Annotated in this window: 12 protein-coding genes; 10 read left to right on the top strand and 2 right to left on the bottom strand. The window is 39.8% G+C overall.

Annotated elements, in window-relative coordinates; translation table 11 throughout:
- The first annotated feature begins 84 nt into the window (after nt 1-84).
- Together M1D52_RS17255 and M1D52_RS17250 are read left to right on the top strand one after the other, a co-directional pair.
- Nucleotides 85-651 carry a TetR/AcrR family transcriptional regulator gene (locus M1D52_RS17255; RefSeq protein ID WP_437393113.1) on the top strand — a complete coding sequence of 189 codons (567 nt, stop codon included), beginning with the start codon at nt 85-87 and terminating at the stop codon, nt 649-651.
- 91 nt (nt 652-742) lie between these two features.
- Complete coding sequence (locus M1D52_RS17250; RefSeq protein WP_377609765.1) at nt 743-1,651, top strand: NAD(P)/FAD-dependent oxidoreductase; 909 nt, start codon at nt 743-745, stop codon at nt 1,649-1,651.
- 828 nt (nt 1,652-2,479) lie between these two features.
- Here M1D52_RS17250 and M1D52_RS17245 read toward each other — a convergent pair.
- The gene (locus M1D52_RS17245) at nt 2,480-3,523 is read right to left on the bottom strand and encodes a DUF6807 domain-containing protein (protein WP_377609763.1); all 1,044 of its coding nucleotides are present in this window, start codon (nt 3,521-3,523) and stop codon (nt 2,480-2,482) included.
- A 10-nt stretch (nt 3,524-3,533) separates the two neighbouring features.
- A complete protein-coding gene (locus M1D52_RS17240; protein WP_013666008.1) occupies nt 3,534-4,883 on the bottom strand; it encodes a Gfo/Idh/MocA family protein in 1,350 nt (449 codons plus the stop codon).
- A 671-nt stretch (nt 4,884-5,554) separates the two neighbouring features.
- Between M1D52_RS17240 and M1D52_RS17235 the strand changes: the two genes are divergently transcribed.
- The 8 genes from M1D52_RS17235 to M1D52_RS17200 all read left to right on the top strand — a co-directional run bounded on the left by M1D52_RS17235 (nt 5,555) and on the right by M1D52_RS17200 (nt 15,214).
- Entirely contained in the window at nt 5,555-6,208 is a 654-nt protein-coding gene (locus M1D52_RS17235) for a FadR/GntR family transcriptional regulator (protein ID WP_242627358.1), read from the top strand.
- A gap of 194 nt (nt 6,209-6,402) precedes the next feature.
- Nucleotides 6,403-6,792, top strand: a complete 390-nt coding sequence (locus tag M1D52_RS17230; protein ID WP_377609761.1) for a hypothetical protein — start codon at nt 6,403-6,405, stop codon at nt 6,790-6,792.
- Between the two features lie 116 nt (nt 6,793-6,908).
- A complete protein-coding gene (locus tag M1D52_RS17225; RefSeq protein ID WP_013666011.1) occupies nt 6,909-7,340 on the top strand; it encodes a MarR family winged helix-turn-helix transcriptional regulator in 432 nt (143 codons plus the stop codon).
- 11 nt (nt 7,341-7,351) lie between these two features.
- Entirely contained in the window at nt 7,352-7,852 is a 501-nt protein-coding gene (locus tag M1D52_RS17220) for a GNAT family N-acetyltransferase (RefSeq protein WP_377609759.1), read from the top strand.
- A gap of 590 nt (nt 7,853-8,442) precedes the next feature.
- A complete protein-coding gene (locus M1D52_RS17215; protein WP_437393112.1) occupies nt 8,443-11,406 on the top strand; it encodes a SusC/RagA family TonB-linked outer membrane protein in 2,964 nt (987 codons plus the stop codon).
- Between the two features lie 17 nt (nt 11,407-11,423).
- Nucleotides 11,424-12,953: a RagB/SusD family nutrient uptake outer membrane protein gene (locus tag M1D52_RS17210; protein ID WP_013666015.1), complete on the top strand. Its 1,530-nt coding sequence runs from the start codon at nt 11,424-11,426 to the stop codon at nt 12,951-12,953.
- Nucleotides 12,954-12,963: 10 nt separating this feature from the next.
- Nucleotides 12,964-14,076, top strand: a complete 1,113-nt coding sequence (locus M1D52_RS17205) for a fasciclin domain-containing protein (RefSeq protein ID WP_013666016.1) — start codon at nt 12,964-12,966, stop codon at nt 14,074-14,076.
- A gap of 22 nt (nt 14,077-14,098) precedes the next feature.
- A complete protein-coding gene (locus tag M1D52_RS17200; RefSeq protein WP_013666017.1) occupies nt 14,099-15,214 on the top strand; it encodes a DUF5007 domain-containing protein in 1,116 nt (371 codons plus the stop codon).

The raw sequence follows: 15,214 nt of genomic DNA, 5'->3' as shown, positions 1-15,214 counted from the left end.
GCGAGTCTTGCTTTTGTAATGCCGCGTTGTTGCAATATATGACAATTCAATGTCTCAGAACTGAGAAAAATTCTTCAAATTTGTATGATGGGAATTACGAAAGAAACGAAACAAAAGATTGTTGATGCCGCAATTATAGTATTTAATGAAGACTTTTCTGCTCCCTTAGAGCGGGTTGCAGAAAAGTCTTCGATAACTAGGAGAACACTTCATCGCTATTTTAAAGATAGGGAGGCGTTATTGGCCTATTGTGAGAAAGACATGCAGCAAAACTGTAAAAAAGCGATGAACGATGCTATGGAAAGTTCAGATCTGCCTTTAAAGAAACTGGAAGAAATGCTTTATGCTGCTATCGACTGTGGCGCGAAATACGCCTTTTTCCACAAACTTCATCACCGTGATGGTCACAGACACAATCAGAATGATCGAAACTGTGCGACTTACGAAGCGATTAACAACCGTTGCCGGCAATTGATTTTGCAGTTACAGGAGGATGGTTATATTAGCAAAAGACTGACAGTGGATTGGGTTTTGGCTTTTTTGACTAGTGTAGTAGCCACGACAATAAATACCGGGCTTTTGGGTAATCAGACGAAGATAAATTTAAAAGAATGTGCTTGGTTTTCATTCAGCAAAGGAATAGGGGTATAAAAAAATTTGCCTATATATGTCTCGATTTTGAGACATTTTTATTGATGATTAATCTCAATAGACATAATAAGTGAAAATATAAATAAATGATATGGAGAAGAACAACAAACACGACGTTATAATAGTCGGTGGTAGCTATGCCGGCCTTTCGGCCGCTATGTCCTTAGCTAGAGCGATAAGAAATGTACTGATCATTGATAGTGGTAAACCCTGTAACCGCCAAACACCCCATTCCCATAATTTTTTAACGCAGGACGGTAAGCCGCCGAAAGTAATTTCATCTATCGCTTTGGAGCAAGTGCTTGCGTATGATACCGTGAATTTCTTGACGGATGAAGTACTATTTGCCGCCGGGAAGAATGGGGCTTTTTTTGTTAGAACCGCTTCCGGCAAGCAGTTCGAAGCAAGCAAACTTTTGTTTGCTACCGGGTTAAAGGATATACTTCCAACCGTGAGTGGAATAGCAGAATGTTGGGGAATCAGCGTGATTCATTGTCCTTATTGTCATGGATACGAATATAGAAATCAGTCGACGGGACTGTTGCTAAACGGCGAATCTGTTTTGGAGAAGGCAAGGCTAATTCGTAACTGGGCTTCAGACCTTGCGGTACTTACTAACGGGCCATCTACTTTTGATAATGCGGACAAAGAAACACTTTCCAGAAATAACATACAGTTGATAGAAAAGCCGATAGCTTTGTTGAAACACTACGAGGGTCAGCTTGACCATATTATATTTGAAGATGGTACTGAAATTTCTGTTAAAGCGCTTTACGCACCTCCTCGCTTTGAACAACAAAGTCAAATTCCGAAAAATATAGGTTGCGCAATAACAAGTACCGGTCATATTGAAGTCAATAACTTCCAGCAGACTTCTATCCCCGGAATTTATGCTGCAGGCGATAATGCTACCATGTTTAGAAGTGTTTCTGCAGCTGTAGCTGCCGGCTCGATTGCAGGAGCGTTTATAAATCACGAATTAATAGGAGAGGGGGTGTAGATTGCGATAAAGAAGCACTTTTTGAAAAATCCCGTAAAACCGTTATTTAAATGCTCCTTCCGTGTCTTAGGGTATATGTCTATGAACAGATTCTTATTGATAAGTTTGCTGTGTTTAAAATTTAAAGGAAGGACTTTCTGTTTTTCGAGGCTAAAGAAATAGAAAGGAATGCGAATCCATTAAAATAGAGGCTAAGAAATTTAAGAGAATTATTCGCCTATTATACTTATATAAAGGCAAGCTTTCGGCAAAAGAGTGAAATAAATATTAGAGAAGTCGATTCTAAAATTGACAAAAGTTCTTAAAAGAATATTCCCAAACGCGTAAAAAGATGTCGTATGTTTATGAACTGATTACCGGTTTTAGAACAGTGACTAGCAATGGTTGTTTGACAAGTTTCACGCTCGTGGAGGTTTGATTCGGTAGTAGGTTTATTCCGCATCGGAAAAGAGAGTAATAGCCCGAGCGCAATCATTATAGGCGTTGTGCGGAGTGAAAGAGTGTTATAATTCCTTGTACTGGTTACAATTTTGATGCGAGCGTTGTTGCGAAGCATAATATACAATATTTCCAGTAGTAATCATAAATATAATGCCTTTTTATTATCTTTCTAATTTTCAGCAATTTATGATTTTTTATTTATTGAATGAGTGTTCGAAATCGGACACTTTGTGTCCGATTTCGGACTTTTATCACTTTTTCTAAATCTGAGAAAAAATTGCTTATGTGTATTTTATACACTATCTTTGCGCTATCATAATTTAGGTTTATAATTGGTTAGTTAAAAGTCTTCAATCTCCCCGGTTGAAGACTTTTTTATATTAAAAGCTATAGTGAGGACGCGAAGATTTGTGCTATATTGTTGATTTCCTTGTCACTTAAGTGTTTTCCGGATTGTATAATGATTTGGTATTTGAAAGTGACGGATTTTCCTGCATCCAAAGAAAAGTTCAATTCTTCTTTTCCGTTACTCATGGCTTTCTGCCCCAATGGATTAGCTGCAAATAAACCATAACCCCTAGCGTGCCAATAGGTGGGATAGCCTACGTTTTTCGGATGGTCAATGATCACTATTGATATCGCTTCACGTCCTATTTTTCCATCCAAATTGACCCACCTACCACGTGTACCCCATACCTGATCACCCTCTTTTCCCTCACTACTACGGTACTTTCCGGTGACTTGGTTATTATCTAGCTGCGCAACTTCTGTGATGTTGCCGTTAGCATCTGTGAATTTGGCTGACTCATCTGAAGGATGTTCCAACTCCCGTGCCAAGCGAATTCCTAATAACCCTTCTTTGTTGTCTGTAAATAAAACATTTTTTTTCAGTGCTGTTAATGTTGTAGTGAGCTCGATCGTACGTCTACCACTGTCAGTAGAAAATAAATACTGTGTGTTCTCTTGTAAGATGGGGCTGCCGGTAGGTTCTTGCCAATATTTCGTTACTTCCATTAAAGCATGGTCGTTCGCAGTCTGAATCTTATTAACTTTGGCATGCTTAATGGTCCCGTATTGATTCTTTTTATCCGAAGGTATAGCGGTCGAATTGTTCCAGAAATCGAGACCATTTACGTCGCCGTAATTAAACCATAAACCGACATGGTGCGGATGATCCACCCGCTCCCCGGGTCTAGGATCGAATGGCCATCCTCTTGTGATAAAAGTACCTTCTGACGATCTTATAGGATAGAGTACCGGCTTCATCAATTCATCCGGATAAATATACGAGGTGAAAATCCGACCATCAATGCTAATATCTATTCTTTTTTCCTTTTTGTTCTCAACAATAGAAAAGCCTTTTTTTTCAACTTTGAAGCTGCTAACTAAGGCAATGCCAATAAACGCTAAAATGCTGATTTGTTTATTCATGATTAAGAATTTAACCGACCACGACTTCTTGTTTAGCGTCATCAAAGGAAACTCTTTTGCCTGTCTCCAATGCTATTCGCGCCATAATATTGGCCACACTGTGATTGTAACCGGCTTTAACAGATGCATTTGGTGTTTTTCTGCTACGTACACACTCCATCCAGTTGAGCATATGAAGCGAAGTCATTGGGTCGCTTCCGGTATTGGCAGCTGTTTCTATCTTGGTTGCGTTGGACAAGGTAAATGGTTGAAGCAAATTCGCTTGCATGCCCATTTCTGCAGCCATTTTAGCCGTTAATCCTCCCTCATCAGTCACTTGATTGGTGTCAAGATTTAACATGCCTGCATTAGAGTAATAAAGCTCTTTAATGCCGCCCGCCGAATTTGTAAAACGCGAGGAATAGAGCACCTGGAAACCTTTCGTTGGATCGTTCGCCGGGCCGTAATCCATGACAGCTGTAACCGTATCCGGATTTGTCCTGCCATCGTTCCACATGTAGATCCCCCCGTTGGCTGATACGCTACGCGGATGTTCGAGCCCGGTAAACCAATGGACCGTGTCAATTTGGTGAGACATCCACTGGCCAAAGATGCCCGATGAATATGGCCAAAACAACCGATACTCTAAATATTTTCGGGGATCCCAAGCAACCTTGGGTCTGTTCATTAAGAATCGGTTCCAGTCCGTATCCTGTTCGCGAATTTCTTTAATTAGCTGTGGCAACCTCCACCGTCCCGGTTGATTTACATTCCAGGTCATTTCTACCATTTTTATATCGCCAAATTTACCTGATCGGATGTATTCATTGGCTGAAATATAGTTAGGAGCGCTTCTTCTTTGCGAACCCACTTGTAAGATTTTTCCGGTTTCATTGACGGCCTGTAGCACAACTTTTGCATCTTCCAAAGTTTCAGCCATCGGTTTCTCTACATATACGTCTTTTCCATTACGTACAGCCTCGGCTGCCATCAGCGCATGCTGAAAATCCGCGGTACTAATAATGACGGCATCGATATCTTTTTGTGCGTACATTTCGTCATTGTTTCGATAAGTTGCGATCGACGTGCCCGCTTTTTCCTTTATAAAAGCAACGGCCTCATCTCTCCTTCTATTCCAAATATCGGATACCCCTACAAATTCGAAATTTAGTTTTTTAGAATGATTCATAAAACTCGGAAATAAGGAGCTTTTAAAACGATTTGAAAACCCTACAATGGCAACGCGAACGCGGTCGTTTGCTCCCAAGATCCGCCCATAGCTTTTTGTGCTGAGTCCCATTGATGAAAGGCCTATTATCCCCGCACCGATTGAGGCCTTCTTAATAAATTCACGCCGGGAATTTTCATTTTTTTGTACCATAAGTTTATTGGTTAGTAATAATTAATATTGATCAATTCTCAGACAAGAGCATTCGCTCTTTTATTTTCCTTTCGTAGACTAATAAATGCGCTGTAATGGTTCATAATTTTTGGTATACCTAACGAAAGCCGCCTAAGTATAGCGATTCAGTAGTCTTCAATACAAGTATAATAACCTGTTCTCTTTAAAAAGAATATTCCGTGTGAAAAATCTACGCAAACGATATCGTTCATATTACCGGGGGATTAAGCAAAGATCACGACTTTGTTTGGCACCGAATTCTTCTAAGTCTCTAAGTCAGCTTGTGTGTAAAAAAAGTATGACAATTTGGGATTAAGGTGTTTAAACACTATTTTTGTTGAATCATAATTTAGGTTTATAATTGGTTAATGAAACCTTCAGTCTCCCCGGCTGAAGGTTTTCTTTTTGTCTATCTGTAGTCATTAAGAAAATTGGATATTCAGATTTCTACACTTGTCTTGTTCAGCGAAGACTTGCCTCGATTTGATACGCAAACGGCGCGAAATAATGCTGAAAGGGAGCGAATAGCCATACACTGTTCTTTTTTGTACTACATATTTTGATTAAATTTTGCATCTTGCATAATGGAAAAGTCGAAACCAAATACTAAGCACCTTGCATTTGATTTGCCAAAACTCCATAACTTAACCATGGCAGATCAAGTAGAACTTAAGCTGAGAGAATATTTTAAGAAAAAGGCCTTTAAACCAGGCGACTTATTGCCTAAGGAGTTGGAAATCGCTGCTTCATTAGGTGTTAGCAGAAACATTGTTAGAGAAGCACTCAGCAGATTGAAGGCGCTTGGCCTAATTGAAACAAAAAAGAAGCGCGGGATGGTACTGGCTGAACCCGATATTTTGGGGTCTTTTGAAAAAGTGCTTGATCCATTGATTATGCCCGATAGCACCCTTTACGACATTTTTGGACTACGGCTGGTTTTAGAAATGGGATTAGCTGATGTTCTATACATGTATAAAACAGATCAGGATATACAAGAGCTTGAGAAAATTGTAACAAAGGAAAAGCCTGACAGTGAAAAATTCAGAATAAAAAATGAGATAGCTTTTCATGGTAAGCTTTATGCCATGACGAACAATCATACGCTTATGCGTTTTCAGAGCCTGCTTTTGCCGTTATTTGACTATGTGGTTGCCTTTGAGAAAGATCACTATAAACCTGGAGGAGTGTCTCATGCCGATCTGTTACAAATTCTACGGGAGGGCACTGTGGAAGATTTTAGAAAGGGAATGCGTCTCCATCTTGAGCCGCATTTTGCTTGGTTAGAGCATCTCAAAAATAAGTAAGTAGGCGAACGACCGGCATAAAACGAAATACTTAGATCGGATTTACAGCTTGGCTCTTATGGATATAAGTGTAGCGTTTCTTCCAACAGTAGATCCGACTCCTATTAACAATTTTTAACAAGTACCATGCTAAACCATTCTTTTCCGTTTGACTCTATACGTATAAATAAAGTGATTATTAAAATTTATTGAGTATGAAAAGAATGATTCTAGCTTCCCTACTATTCCTCAGTATGGGAACCATCGCATTTGCCCAGCAAAATCATCGTAAGAGGGAATTTAAAACGGCAGAAGAGAGAGCAAAAAGGCAAACCGAGCGACTTGCTCAAGAACTTTCTCTATCAGAGGAACAGAAAAAAGAGATCTATGCCATCAATTTGGATAATATGAAGAAGGTTGATGCCGAGCATAAAGAACTTATGCAAAAAAGTATGAAAGAGCGAGATGAAAAAATAAGTGAGCTCTTAACGGAGGCACAAAGATCAACCTATCAGAAGCTTAAAAAGGAAAGATTTCAGAAAAGGAAACATCGTGAATCACATAGGGGCATGGGGAAGTCTGCAGAAGAAATCCCGCAATCATAGTTGAAGTCATAACATAAATCAATGGCTTTCGATCAGAAAATCGAAAGCCATTGATTTATGTTATCTGTATAGTTGACAAAGTCAACTATATTTGGCTATATTTGTAAAAAAAGCTCATGCAAACAAGCATTATAGAAGAAGTTCGTGTATTTAATCGTTTCTATACAGATTTTATAGGCTTATTGAATCAGTACTTACTTGACAGTGCTTATTCTTTGACAGAAGCAAGGATAATATACGAAATATTTACAGCAGGAAATATACAGGCATCGCAGATTATGGAGATCATGCATATTGATAAAAGCTATTTAAGTCGGATCTTGAAACGATTGGAAAAGGAGGGGATTATTGAAAAGAGGAAATCAATACAGGATGCTCGAGGGATAACGATCACACTTTCGAAAAAAGGAAGACAAGTTTTTGAGCACTTAAACCGGGCTTCGAACGAGCAGGTAGAAAAGCTGCTAACTCCACTTAAAAGTACAGAGGCTGAGGCCTTAGCTTTTCATATGAAAGCGATTGTGAAAATCCTGAAAGTACATTCATAGTAATCGTATAAATGAATAGAAACATAACGATCAGAACCAACTTATTGCCAGGTGATTTAGGATATATAGCTTATATGCATGGACAGCTATATGCTCATGAAATGGGCTACGGATTAAATTTTGAAGCATATGTTTTGGAGGGCCTGAGCGAATTTGCTAAACAATATAATCCTGAAAAAGATGGTATTTGGATTTGTGAAGATGCCGGTAAAATAGTAGGATTTCTGATGGCCTTCGTCCGACAAGATAAGGTGCAATTGCGCTATTTTATCTTAGCGCCCGCCTATCGAGGTTTGGGATTAGGTCAAAAATTGATGGATTTGTTTATAGAATTTATGATGAATAACAATTATAAAAAGGCCTATCTATGGACAACCGATGAACAATTATCTGCGATCTCACTCTATATGCGTTATGGCTTTGTATTAACTGAAGAATTTTCTTCAGAGACCTTTGGTAAAAAACTGATAGAGCGCCGCTACGATTTAAATTTGATGGTAGTTAAAGAATAATCATAGTTGTTTACATTAAATGAATAGCTGTGATTATTCTTGTTCCTATTGAATAATACAAACGGACAGGCGCCTCCATTTTTTATCGACCTGTGTTCCTTTTTCCCGAATGTGAGAAATTTTTCGTTGCTTTTGTCGTTCTTTCGGCTTGTTAACAATCCGTTAACAATGTTTAAAGTGTTGTTTATCAAATGATTACTTTTATTTTTTCGTGGGAGCCACTTGCAAGCCTTGTAAATCACAAAATTATTACAGTTGTTTGTGGTGTGAATGTCAAGGCGCAATAGTTTTGAGATTTGTAAAGAACCTAAAATAAATAACATGTAACCTAAAAATTATATTATGAAAAAAACATACATTTTATACTAAAGCTAAATCGTTTTAATTATCAGTTATTGTATTGACCTAATTTGTGAAGCTTATCAACCTTGCTGGAATCGTATGGATGTTGTCATCATACTGACTGATTATTAATTCACCACCGAAAATTAAAATTGAAAATTCAGTTCACTGGGTCTGCTATGGTTTTTCCAAAGCAGAAAAGGAACCATATGGCCAATATTTAAGTGATATAACCTAAATAATACATTATGCCAAAAACAATGCATGTGAGATGGTATTATAAAGTAGCCATTTTCTGTTATAGCATTCTTTTCACCCTAAGCGAGGGATCTGCAATGACTATTCAGGATAGTCTAGCCGTGGATAGCGTTAAGGCCTCTATTGACACGGTGCATCGAGAAACATCTGTCGAATTTACCGATCGTGCAGTGAAAACCGTTGGATCTACTATGAAAGAACTTACCGTATATCCTGCTGTGTCGCTTCAGCAATCTTTGAAGGGACAGGCACCGGGACTATACATTCAAGAGACGAGCGGAGAGCCTGGAAGTCTTCAGCAAATGTATGTACGAGGTGTTCCTATGCCCATACTGTCGGCAAAGGAAATTTATCAATCACAACCTTTGATTGTATTGGACGGTATTCCACTAATTGGAGAGCATCCTTTCGCTTATGATATCAAACAATATGATTTCAATCGAATTGGTCCGGCAACTAACCTGCTCACCAATATTGATATGAATAATATTGCTTCTGTACAGGTATTAAAAGATATGGCCGGCATGGCCTTATATGGTCCAATGGCTGCAAACGGAGTAATTTTGCTGACTACTAAACAAGTAGGGAGTAAACGTAAGATAAGCGCCAATGCTTACTTCGGATTTGCACAAAGGCCGAATGTGACGACGATCAATGGAGAGTATGAGAATGCGTTTCGGCAGCAATTTTACGATCTATATACGACAACAGGTAAATATTCCGCCGATGACGTCTATCCGCTATATCTCAGCGATTCATTGAATATGGATTACTATGGTCCTTCCAATTGGACAGACACCTACTATCAAAATGGCTTGCAACATGCGATTACAGCCGATATCTCAAGAGGATCGGATCGCGCAAATTTTAGATTTTCGCTAGGCAATTTGCGGAATGAGGGAATTGCAGATGGAACTGGCTTGGACCGCTATAGCGCTATGTTTCATCTGAATATGAAGCCGTTGAAATGGTTATTGTTTTCTGCCATGATTAATGGGAATCGTTTGGATAGACAGCGTAATCACAACATGCGGGATCGTTTTGCTGAAATCGGGTACATGCCCGATTTGCAGGCACCTTTGGCACCCAATAATGACGTCTATAGTCAGTATACAAGTCAGTATGATAAAGGTTTTGATAATAATTATACTAATATCATTCAGGGTAACGCCAAATTGGTATTCGACTTTAATAAATTCAAGTACACCACCCGCTTAGTAGTGGATTACAACGAAGGTTATCGTGATATATTTTATCCACGACCTTTGTTAGAGGGAAACAGTTATGCCTCTAATTACTATGGTTTCAACCAGCGGTTGATTTATGACAATTTCGCGAGTTTTGACTGGCAAATAGATGATCATCAGCAACTTTTTCTGCAGGCAGGAAACGTCTTGCAATGGGATACCTATAAGTATAATTACGCCTATGCCTATAAAGGGGTAAATGATTTTATCAAGCTAAATTTACTCAATTCCGATCCTAATAGCGACGACTATTTGTTGCCAACAGCCTTTCCGCGACAATTAGTTTATAAATTTCTAGATCGTACCAAGCAGAATCTGGTTTCTTTTTATGGAAAAGCTTCCTACAAATACGATGCTTATACCCTGTCTTTATTACTGCGAACCGATGGCTCATCGAATGCACAACCTACTAATCGCTGGTTGTTTACACCCGCACTTTCATTGGGATGGAATATCAAAGAAGCTTTGCTGGAGAACGATCTACGGTGGTCAACTTTCAACATGCGTCTAAATGCAGGCCGTTTAGGGCGACTGAATGCCTTTGACAATTTTTCACAAGGGCCATCGTATACGGCTGACGTGACTTTTACCGGCAATGTAACTACACCTGGATATAATGCTTTTGCGGTTTTAACGAGACCGTATAATTTTGGCTGGGTAGGCTATGGCATACCCTGGGCCTATACAGATCAGTTGAACCTAGGGCTTGATATCGGTTTGTTTAAGGATCGGATTACCGCGTCAATCGATGGTTATATTAAGGAAGATAAGAATCAACTTTTAGGTATTCCCGCCTATGCAGAATACGGTTATAATCTGTCGTACGAACCGGGAATGACCGTACGAAATACAGGAGTCGATGTTCTTTTGAGTGGTGAAATTCTAACGAAGGCGAAACAGAAATTAGGTTGGTCATCTTCCCTCAACTTTAATTTCAACCAAAATAAGCTGAAGGCTCTGCCGAGAGGTTTGGACAAGCTGATTATCGGTAATCGATTACTTCAAGTTGGGGCTCCTGTAGATCAATATTGGTTGTTCATCAATGATGGTATATATGCTGCCAATCAAGACGTACCACAAGTAGACGGTATTACGCGCACGTACAACGGGATTACCCTTCAGGGAGGCGATCCGAACTGGCGGGATTTAAATGGCGATAACCGAATAAATGACGAAGATAAATCACTGATGGGGAATATCTTTCCGAAAGTAGTTGGTGGATTTAATAACCAATTCAGCTATGGAAACTGGTCGCTCGGTGTTAATTTCTATTTCAATTTAGGAAGAAAGGTAGTTAACGAAGAAATGGCTAACCGTTTTAACTTTATTAATAGAGAAGGCGTTGTTGGTGTCACTTCTATAAAGGAGATTACCTTTTGGGAAAAGCGAGGTGATTATAGTAAATATCCGCTTTATAATCCCTGGAGTACGGTCATTCCATACCACAGTAATCAAGATCTTTTCCTCGAAAACGCTTCATTCTTAAAATTGAGAACGGTGTCGATAGGATATGACCTGAGTGATTGGTTAAAGCGGAGATCTTCAAAGATTGATCATTTATATATCTATGGGACTGTGAATAATATCTTCACCATCACCCCATACAGTGGGCGCGATCCGGAACTGATCAATTACACAGGATACGACTCAGGGTATGGTATGGCTATCCCCTTAACTTACACCATTGGACTCAAAGTAGATTTATAACCTAGCTAAATAGTGATATGATTTGGAGAAATAGAATATATAGAAACGTGCTAACGCCGCTCTTCCTAACGATTTTACTGGCATCTGGCTGCAAAAAGATGTTAGATGTGGATTCGACGCGTGTGGTAAATGAAGAGAATATGTGGAGGAATATGGAAGATTCCAGAGCAGCTCTGATTGGTGTTTACGGTTTGGTTCGGGCTGCCTTGGCTGATTATAACGCTTATTGGATTTACGGTGACGTTCGTGCCGGTGATTTTGTTGCACCAACGCGGCAGGATCTAAAAGCAATTATCGCGAACCAACTGACGGCTTCATATCCTGCAATTGAAGCCATGTCAAATTGGAGAAGATGGTATGCTGTTGTTAATGCTGCCAATGTTTTTTTGGAACGTATTCATGAGGTCAAAGAGAATGACGAGCGTTATTCCGATAATAATATGACTGTCGATATTGCGCAAATTAGATTTCTAAGGGCCTTCGCGTATTTCTATATGGTTCGTATTTGGGGGGATGTGCCCTTAATTATTTCATCTCATGACGGTGACTTCCAAAACAAAGCCCGTGATAATCAGGACAAAGTACTCACTTGGGCAGAACAGGAAATGTTAGCTGCAGCTGCAGACCTACCCTATCTCTATAGCTTAAGCGATGAACAACAATTAGGCGACTATTACAATGAAAGTGCTGGTCGCTGGTCCGGCGCACTCGCGCGTAAACTTACAGCTTATGCTTTGCTTGCGCATTTAGCGGCTTGGCAGGGAAATTATCCCGATGTGGCCACCTATACCAAGTTTATTATGGATAATTATTCCAAAGGGCGTATGGGATATACAAGCACAGGCGATTTGACCAATGCAAACGGTTTTTTCTTCGGAAAAAGAGATAATCATCTTTTCGGTTTTAATTTTGACTGGGGGCATGTAGACGCCTCGTTTACCGGGCATTTAGAAGAACTTACGCTTGCTGCCCCGGTTGTAAACAAAAGTGTACCGGATATCTACTTAACAAAAGATTCCATCTTATCTGTTTTTAACGAAATTGGAGACGAACGATTTAGTTTAGATACCTTAGGCAATCCCCTTACTGAAAACTATTTTACCAACTTCAATGGTAAATACCCCATTTTCAGTAAAGTAAAATGCATCATGGGCGGTTCAACGGCTGATCCTAGTTTCCGAATCTTTTCAAGTGCCATTGTTTTAACTCGATTGGAAGATATTACGCTGTTAAGAGCTGAAGCACTGGCGGTGTTAGGCGAAAGAAATGAAGCCGTTGAACAATTAAATGTAATCCGTGAATTACGTGGACTTGATCTGTATAATGAAACAGCCAATGGCAGTCTGATCGACGCCATTTTTAAGGAGCGAAAGCGGGAGTTGATAGGCGAGGGGCATCGATGGTACGATTTAATTCGCTATAACCGCATTCGCAATAACGATCCTGCATTCGCGAAGCTTATTAATGAAGGGGGGATTTATTGGCCTATTAACAGGTCGCTACTATCACAGAACGATCAACTGGAACAGAACGCTTACTGGAAATAAGTATAATCATATGAATAACGTTAAGAAAGCTTATTTTTTCATATTGGCATTAGGTATTATGAGCCTTATGTGGGCTTGTAAGCAAGAAGACGGCTATTACGATCCGATTATTGCCGATAAAGGGTACGATGGGGATGTTTACGATTATTTAAAAAGTAAACCAGGTGTTTATGATTCGCTGTTAAAAGCGGTAGATCGTTTACAATTGGAGCGTACGTTGCGCGATAGCGATATTACACTTTTCGCTTTATCCAACGCAAGCTTTCAATTGGCCCTAACCAATTTGAATAACCTCCGTAAACTAAATGACCGCCCGAGTGAATATTTATCAAGCGTCGATGGCAATCAGTTGGATACAATGCTTAGCCAATATATCATTCGAGGTAAATATATTTCTGATTCACTCGCTACGCAGGATGGATTACGACTATATGGCGTAAAATACGGTTACCCTATGCATGGGCGATTAATTAAGACCACATCGTCCGGTTATGTAAATGGTGGCCCTACTGTCATTCAAATAAGTGACACAAAAAGAAGCCAATTTGAGCGTAACTGGGTATCCACCACAACAGGTTCAATTAATTTAAAGACCAAAAACGGTATTGTGCATGTAGTGAGTGCCGATCATGTTTTTGGGTTTGACGATTTCGTTAGCCGTTTAACCTACGTCCCCCCACCTCCAAACTTATTTAAAACCATTGGAGGTAAAGACACTGTTTCAAGGGAAAATAGTGGAGGACCCAATGCTGTGGAAGCATCGAAATATGCGTTTGATGGCAATCCCGAGACTAAATACCTAATTGGTGATATGGGAAGCGTATGGTTGCGTTTTGAATTAAACGAAGCTGCTGCAGCAAATGCCTACACCATTACATCGGCAAACGACTTCTCGGAACGAGATCCAATCGACTGGAGCTTGAAAGGTTCAAACGATGGTACAAATTGGACCATCTTAGATTCACGAGCGGGCGAATTATTTGATCAGCGATTCCAACTACGTGTATTTAGGATTTCCAATAAAGTGGCTTATAAGTTCTATCAATTGGATATTACCCGTGTTAGAAGTGGCGGTACGATGCAGATGGCAGATTGGAGTGTCAATAGAGAAGAAGTCAAGTAATCAACAAATAAAGATACCATACATGGATAATTTGGTTAAAAAAGTAAAATTACAATGGGGCAATCCCCTGTATTCTGTGTTGGGAATCATGATAGTAGCCTTTGGTTTGCAGGGTTGCGAGAAGTTATATGATTTACCGGAAGAGCAAGAGTTTCTGAGTCCGAACATCAACTATCCCAGTCAGATTTTTGAGCCGATAATTGGACGTACCAGCGAACTGGGAGCTCCAAATACAGATAACTCTACCAAACCATTAAAGTTTGAAATCGTTAACGCCCGATATGGTGATGGGCGTCCGGTAACGGATATTTTTCAACTACGGCCTACCTATGTGTGGACGGGGGAGTACACAGGTATTGAAACTTCTCTGGAAGAAATTGAAGCAAAGCGAAAAATAGAAGAAAGACCCTTATTTGAGGTTCAGGAATCCGGGAAATTCGTGCTTTGGGGGGCATCGACTAACGAGTTGATCACTCCTAGGCCAGCAGATAGCAGTAATCTCGTGCAAGACAGACGTTACTTTGATTTAAAAATAACGAATGTAGGTGGAGAGCGAATTATCCGCGATTTTCAATTGATTCCTTGGCGGGAGCTACCATATGAACCAAATAATGACATCAATCGGTATACCGGAGGTGTAGCACCTGATCCAAAAGATCCCAGGAACCCTAATAAAAGGGACTACATCCGTCCTTCACTTACAAATGTCATCGGCGCAGAGAGCAACCGTAATCTGGTAACTAATGATGATCAAAAAGATGTGGTTGTTTATATCCGTCCTTTTGAAGGTGGCAATGGGCATAACCTGCGTTTCTCATTTTGGGGCCCCGACTCTACGGCAATCAATCCTGCTAAGTTTAATGAAACGCGTTGGAACGATTTGGTACATGGCTTTAATCGGGTTAACACAACTGAATATGTGCAGTACGACGTGGCATACCCTATTCCCTTGACAACAGTGGCTACAAAATACACTACAGGTGGTAGCGCAAAATTGGAATTTGCTTATTCAAGATTAGGTTTTAATAACGTCCGTACAACTGCTTACATCGGACTTAATTTTAAAATTTTTAGAGAAGGTGACTGGGAGATCATCTTCCACTTCAGACGCGAGCTTCCAAAATTCGAAGACGAATAA

The organism is Olivibacter sp. SA151, assembly GCF_054130995.1.
This window is presented reverse-complemented; position numbering and strand designations above follow the sequence as displayed.

Bases quoted from the DNA above. Each gene is read 5' to 3' on its own strand.
- M1D52_RS17200 (WP_013666017.1), top strand. From the start codon at position 14,099: ATGGATAATTTGGTTAAAAAAGTAAAATTACAATGGGGCAATCCCCTG.
- M1D52_RS17240 (WP_013666008.1), bottom strand. From the start codon at position 4,883: ATGGTACAAAAAAATGAAAATTCCCGGCGTGAATTTATTAAGAAGGCC.
- M1D52_RS17205 (WP_013666016.1), top strand. From the start codon at position 12,964: ATGAATAACGTTAAGAAAGCTTATTTTTTCATATTGGCATTAGGTATT.
- M1D52_RS17230 (WP_377609761.1), top strand. From the start codon at position 6,403: ATGAAAAGAATGATTCTAGCTTCCCTACTATTCCTCAGTATGGGAACC.
- M1D52_RS17235 (WP_242627358.1), top strand. From the start codon at position 5,555: ATGGCAGATCAAGTAGAACTTAAGCTGAGAGAATATTTTAAGAAAAAG.
- M1D52_RS17225 (WP_013666011.1), top strand. From the start codon at position 6,909: ATGCAAACAAGCATTATAGAAGAAGTTCGTGTATTTAATCGTTTCTAT.
- M1D52_RS17210 (WP_013666015.1), top strand. From the start codon at position 11,424: ATGATTTGGAGAAATAGAATATATAGAAACGTGCTAACGCCGCTCTTC.
- M1D52_RS17255 (WP_437393113.1), top strand. From the start codon at position 85: ATGATGGGAATTACGAAAGAAACGAAACAAAAGATTGTTGATGCCGCA.
- M1D52_RS17250 (WP_377609765.1), top strand. From the start codon at position 743: ATGGAGAAGAACAACAAACACGACGTTATAATAGTCGGTGGTAGCTAT.
- M1D52_RS17220 (WP_377609759.1), top strand. From the start codon at position 7,352: ATGAATAGAAACATAACGATCAGAACCAACTTATTGCCAGGTGATTTA.
- M1D52_RS17215 (WP_437393112.1), top strand. From the start codon at position 8,443: ATGCCAAAAACAATGCATGTGAGATGGTATTATAAAGTAGCCATTTTC.
- M1D52_RS17245 (WP_377609763.1), bottom strand. From the start codon at position 3,523: ATGAATAAACAAATCAGCATTTTAGCGTTTATTGGCATTGCCTTAGTT.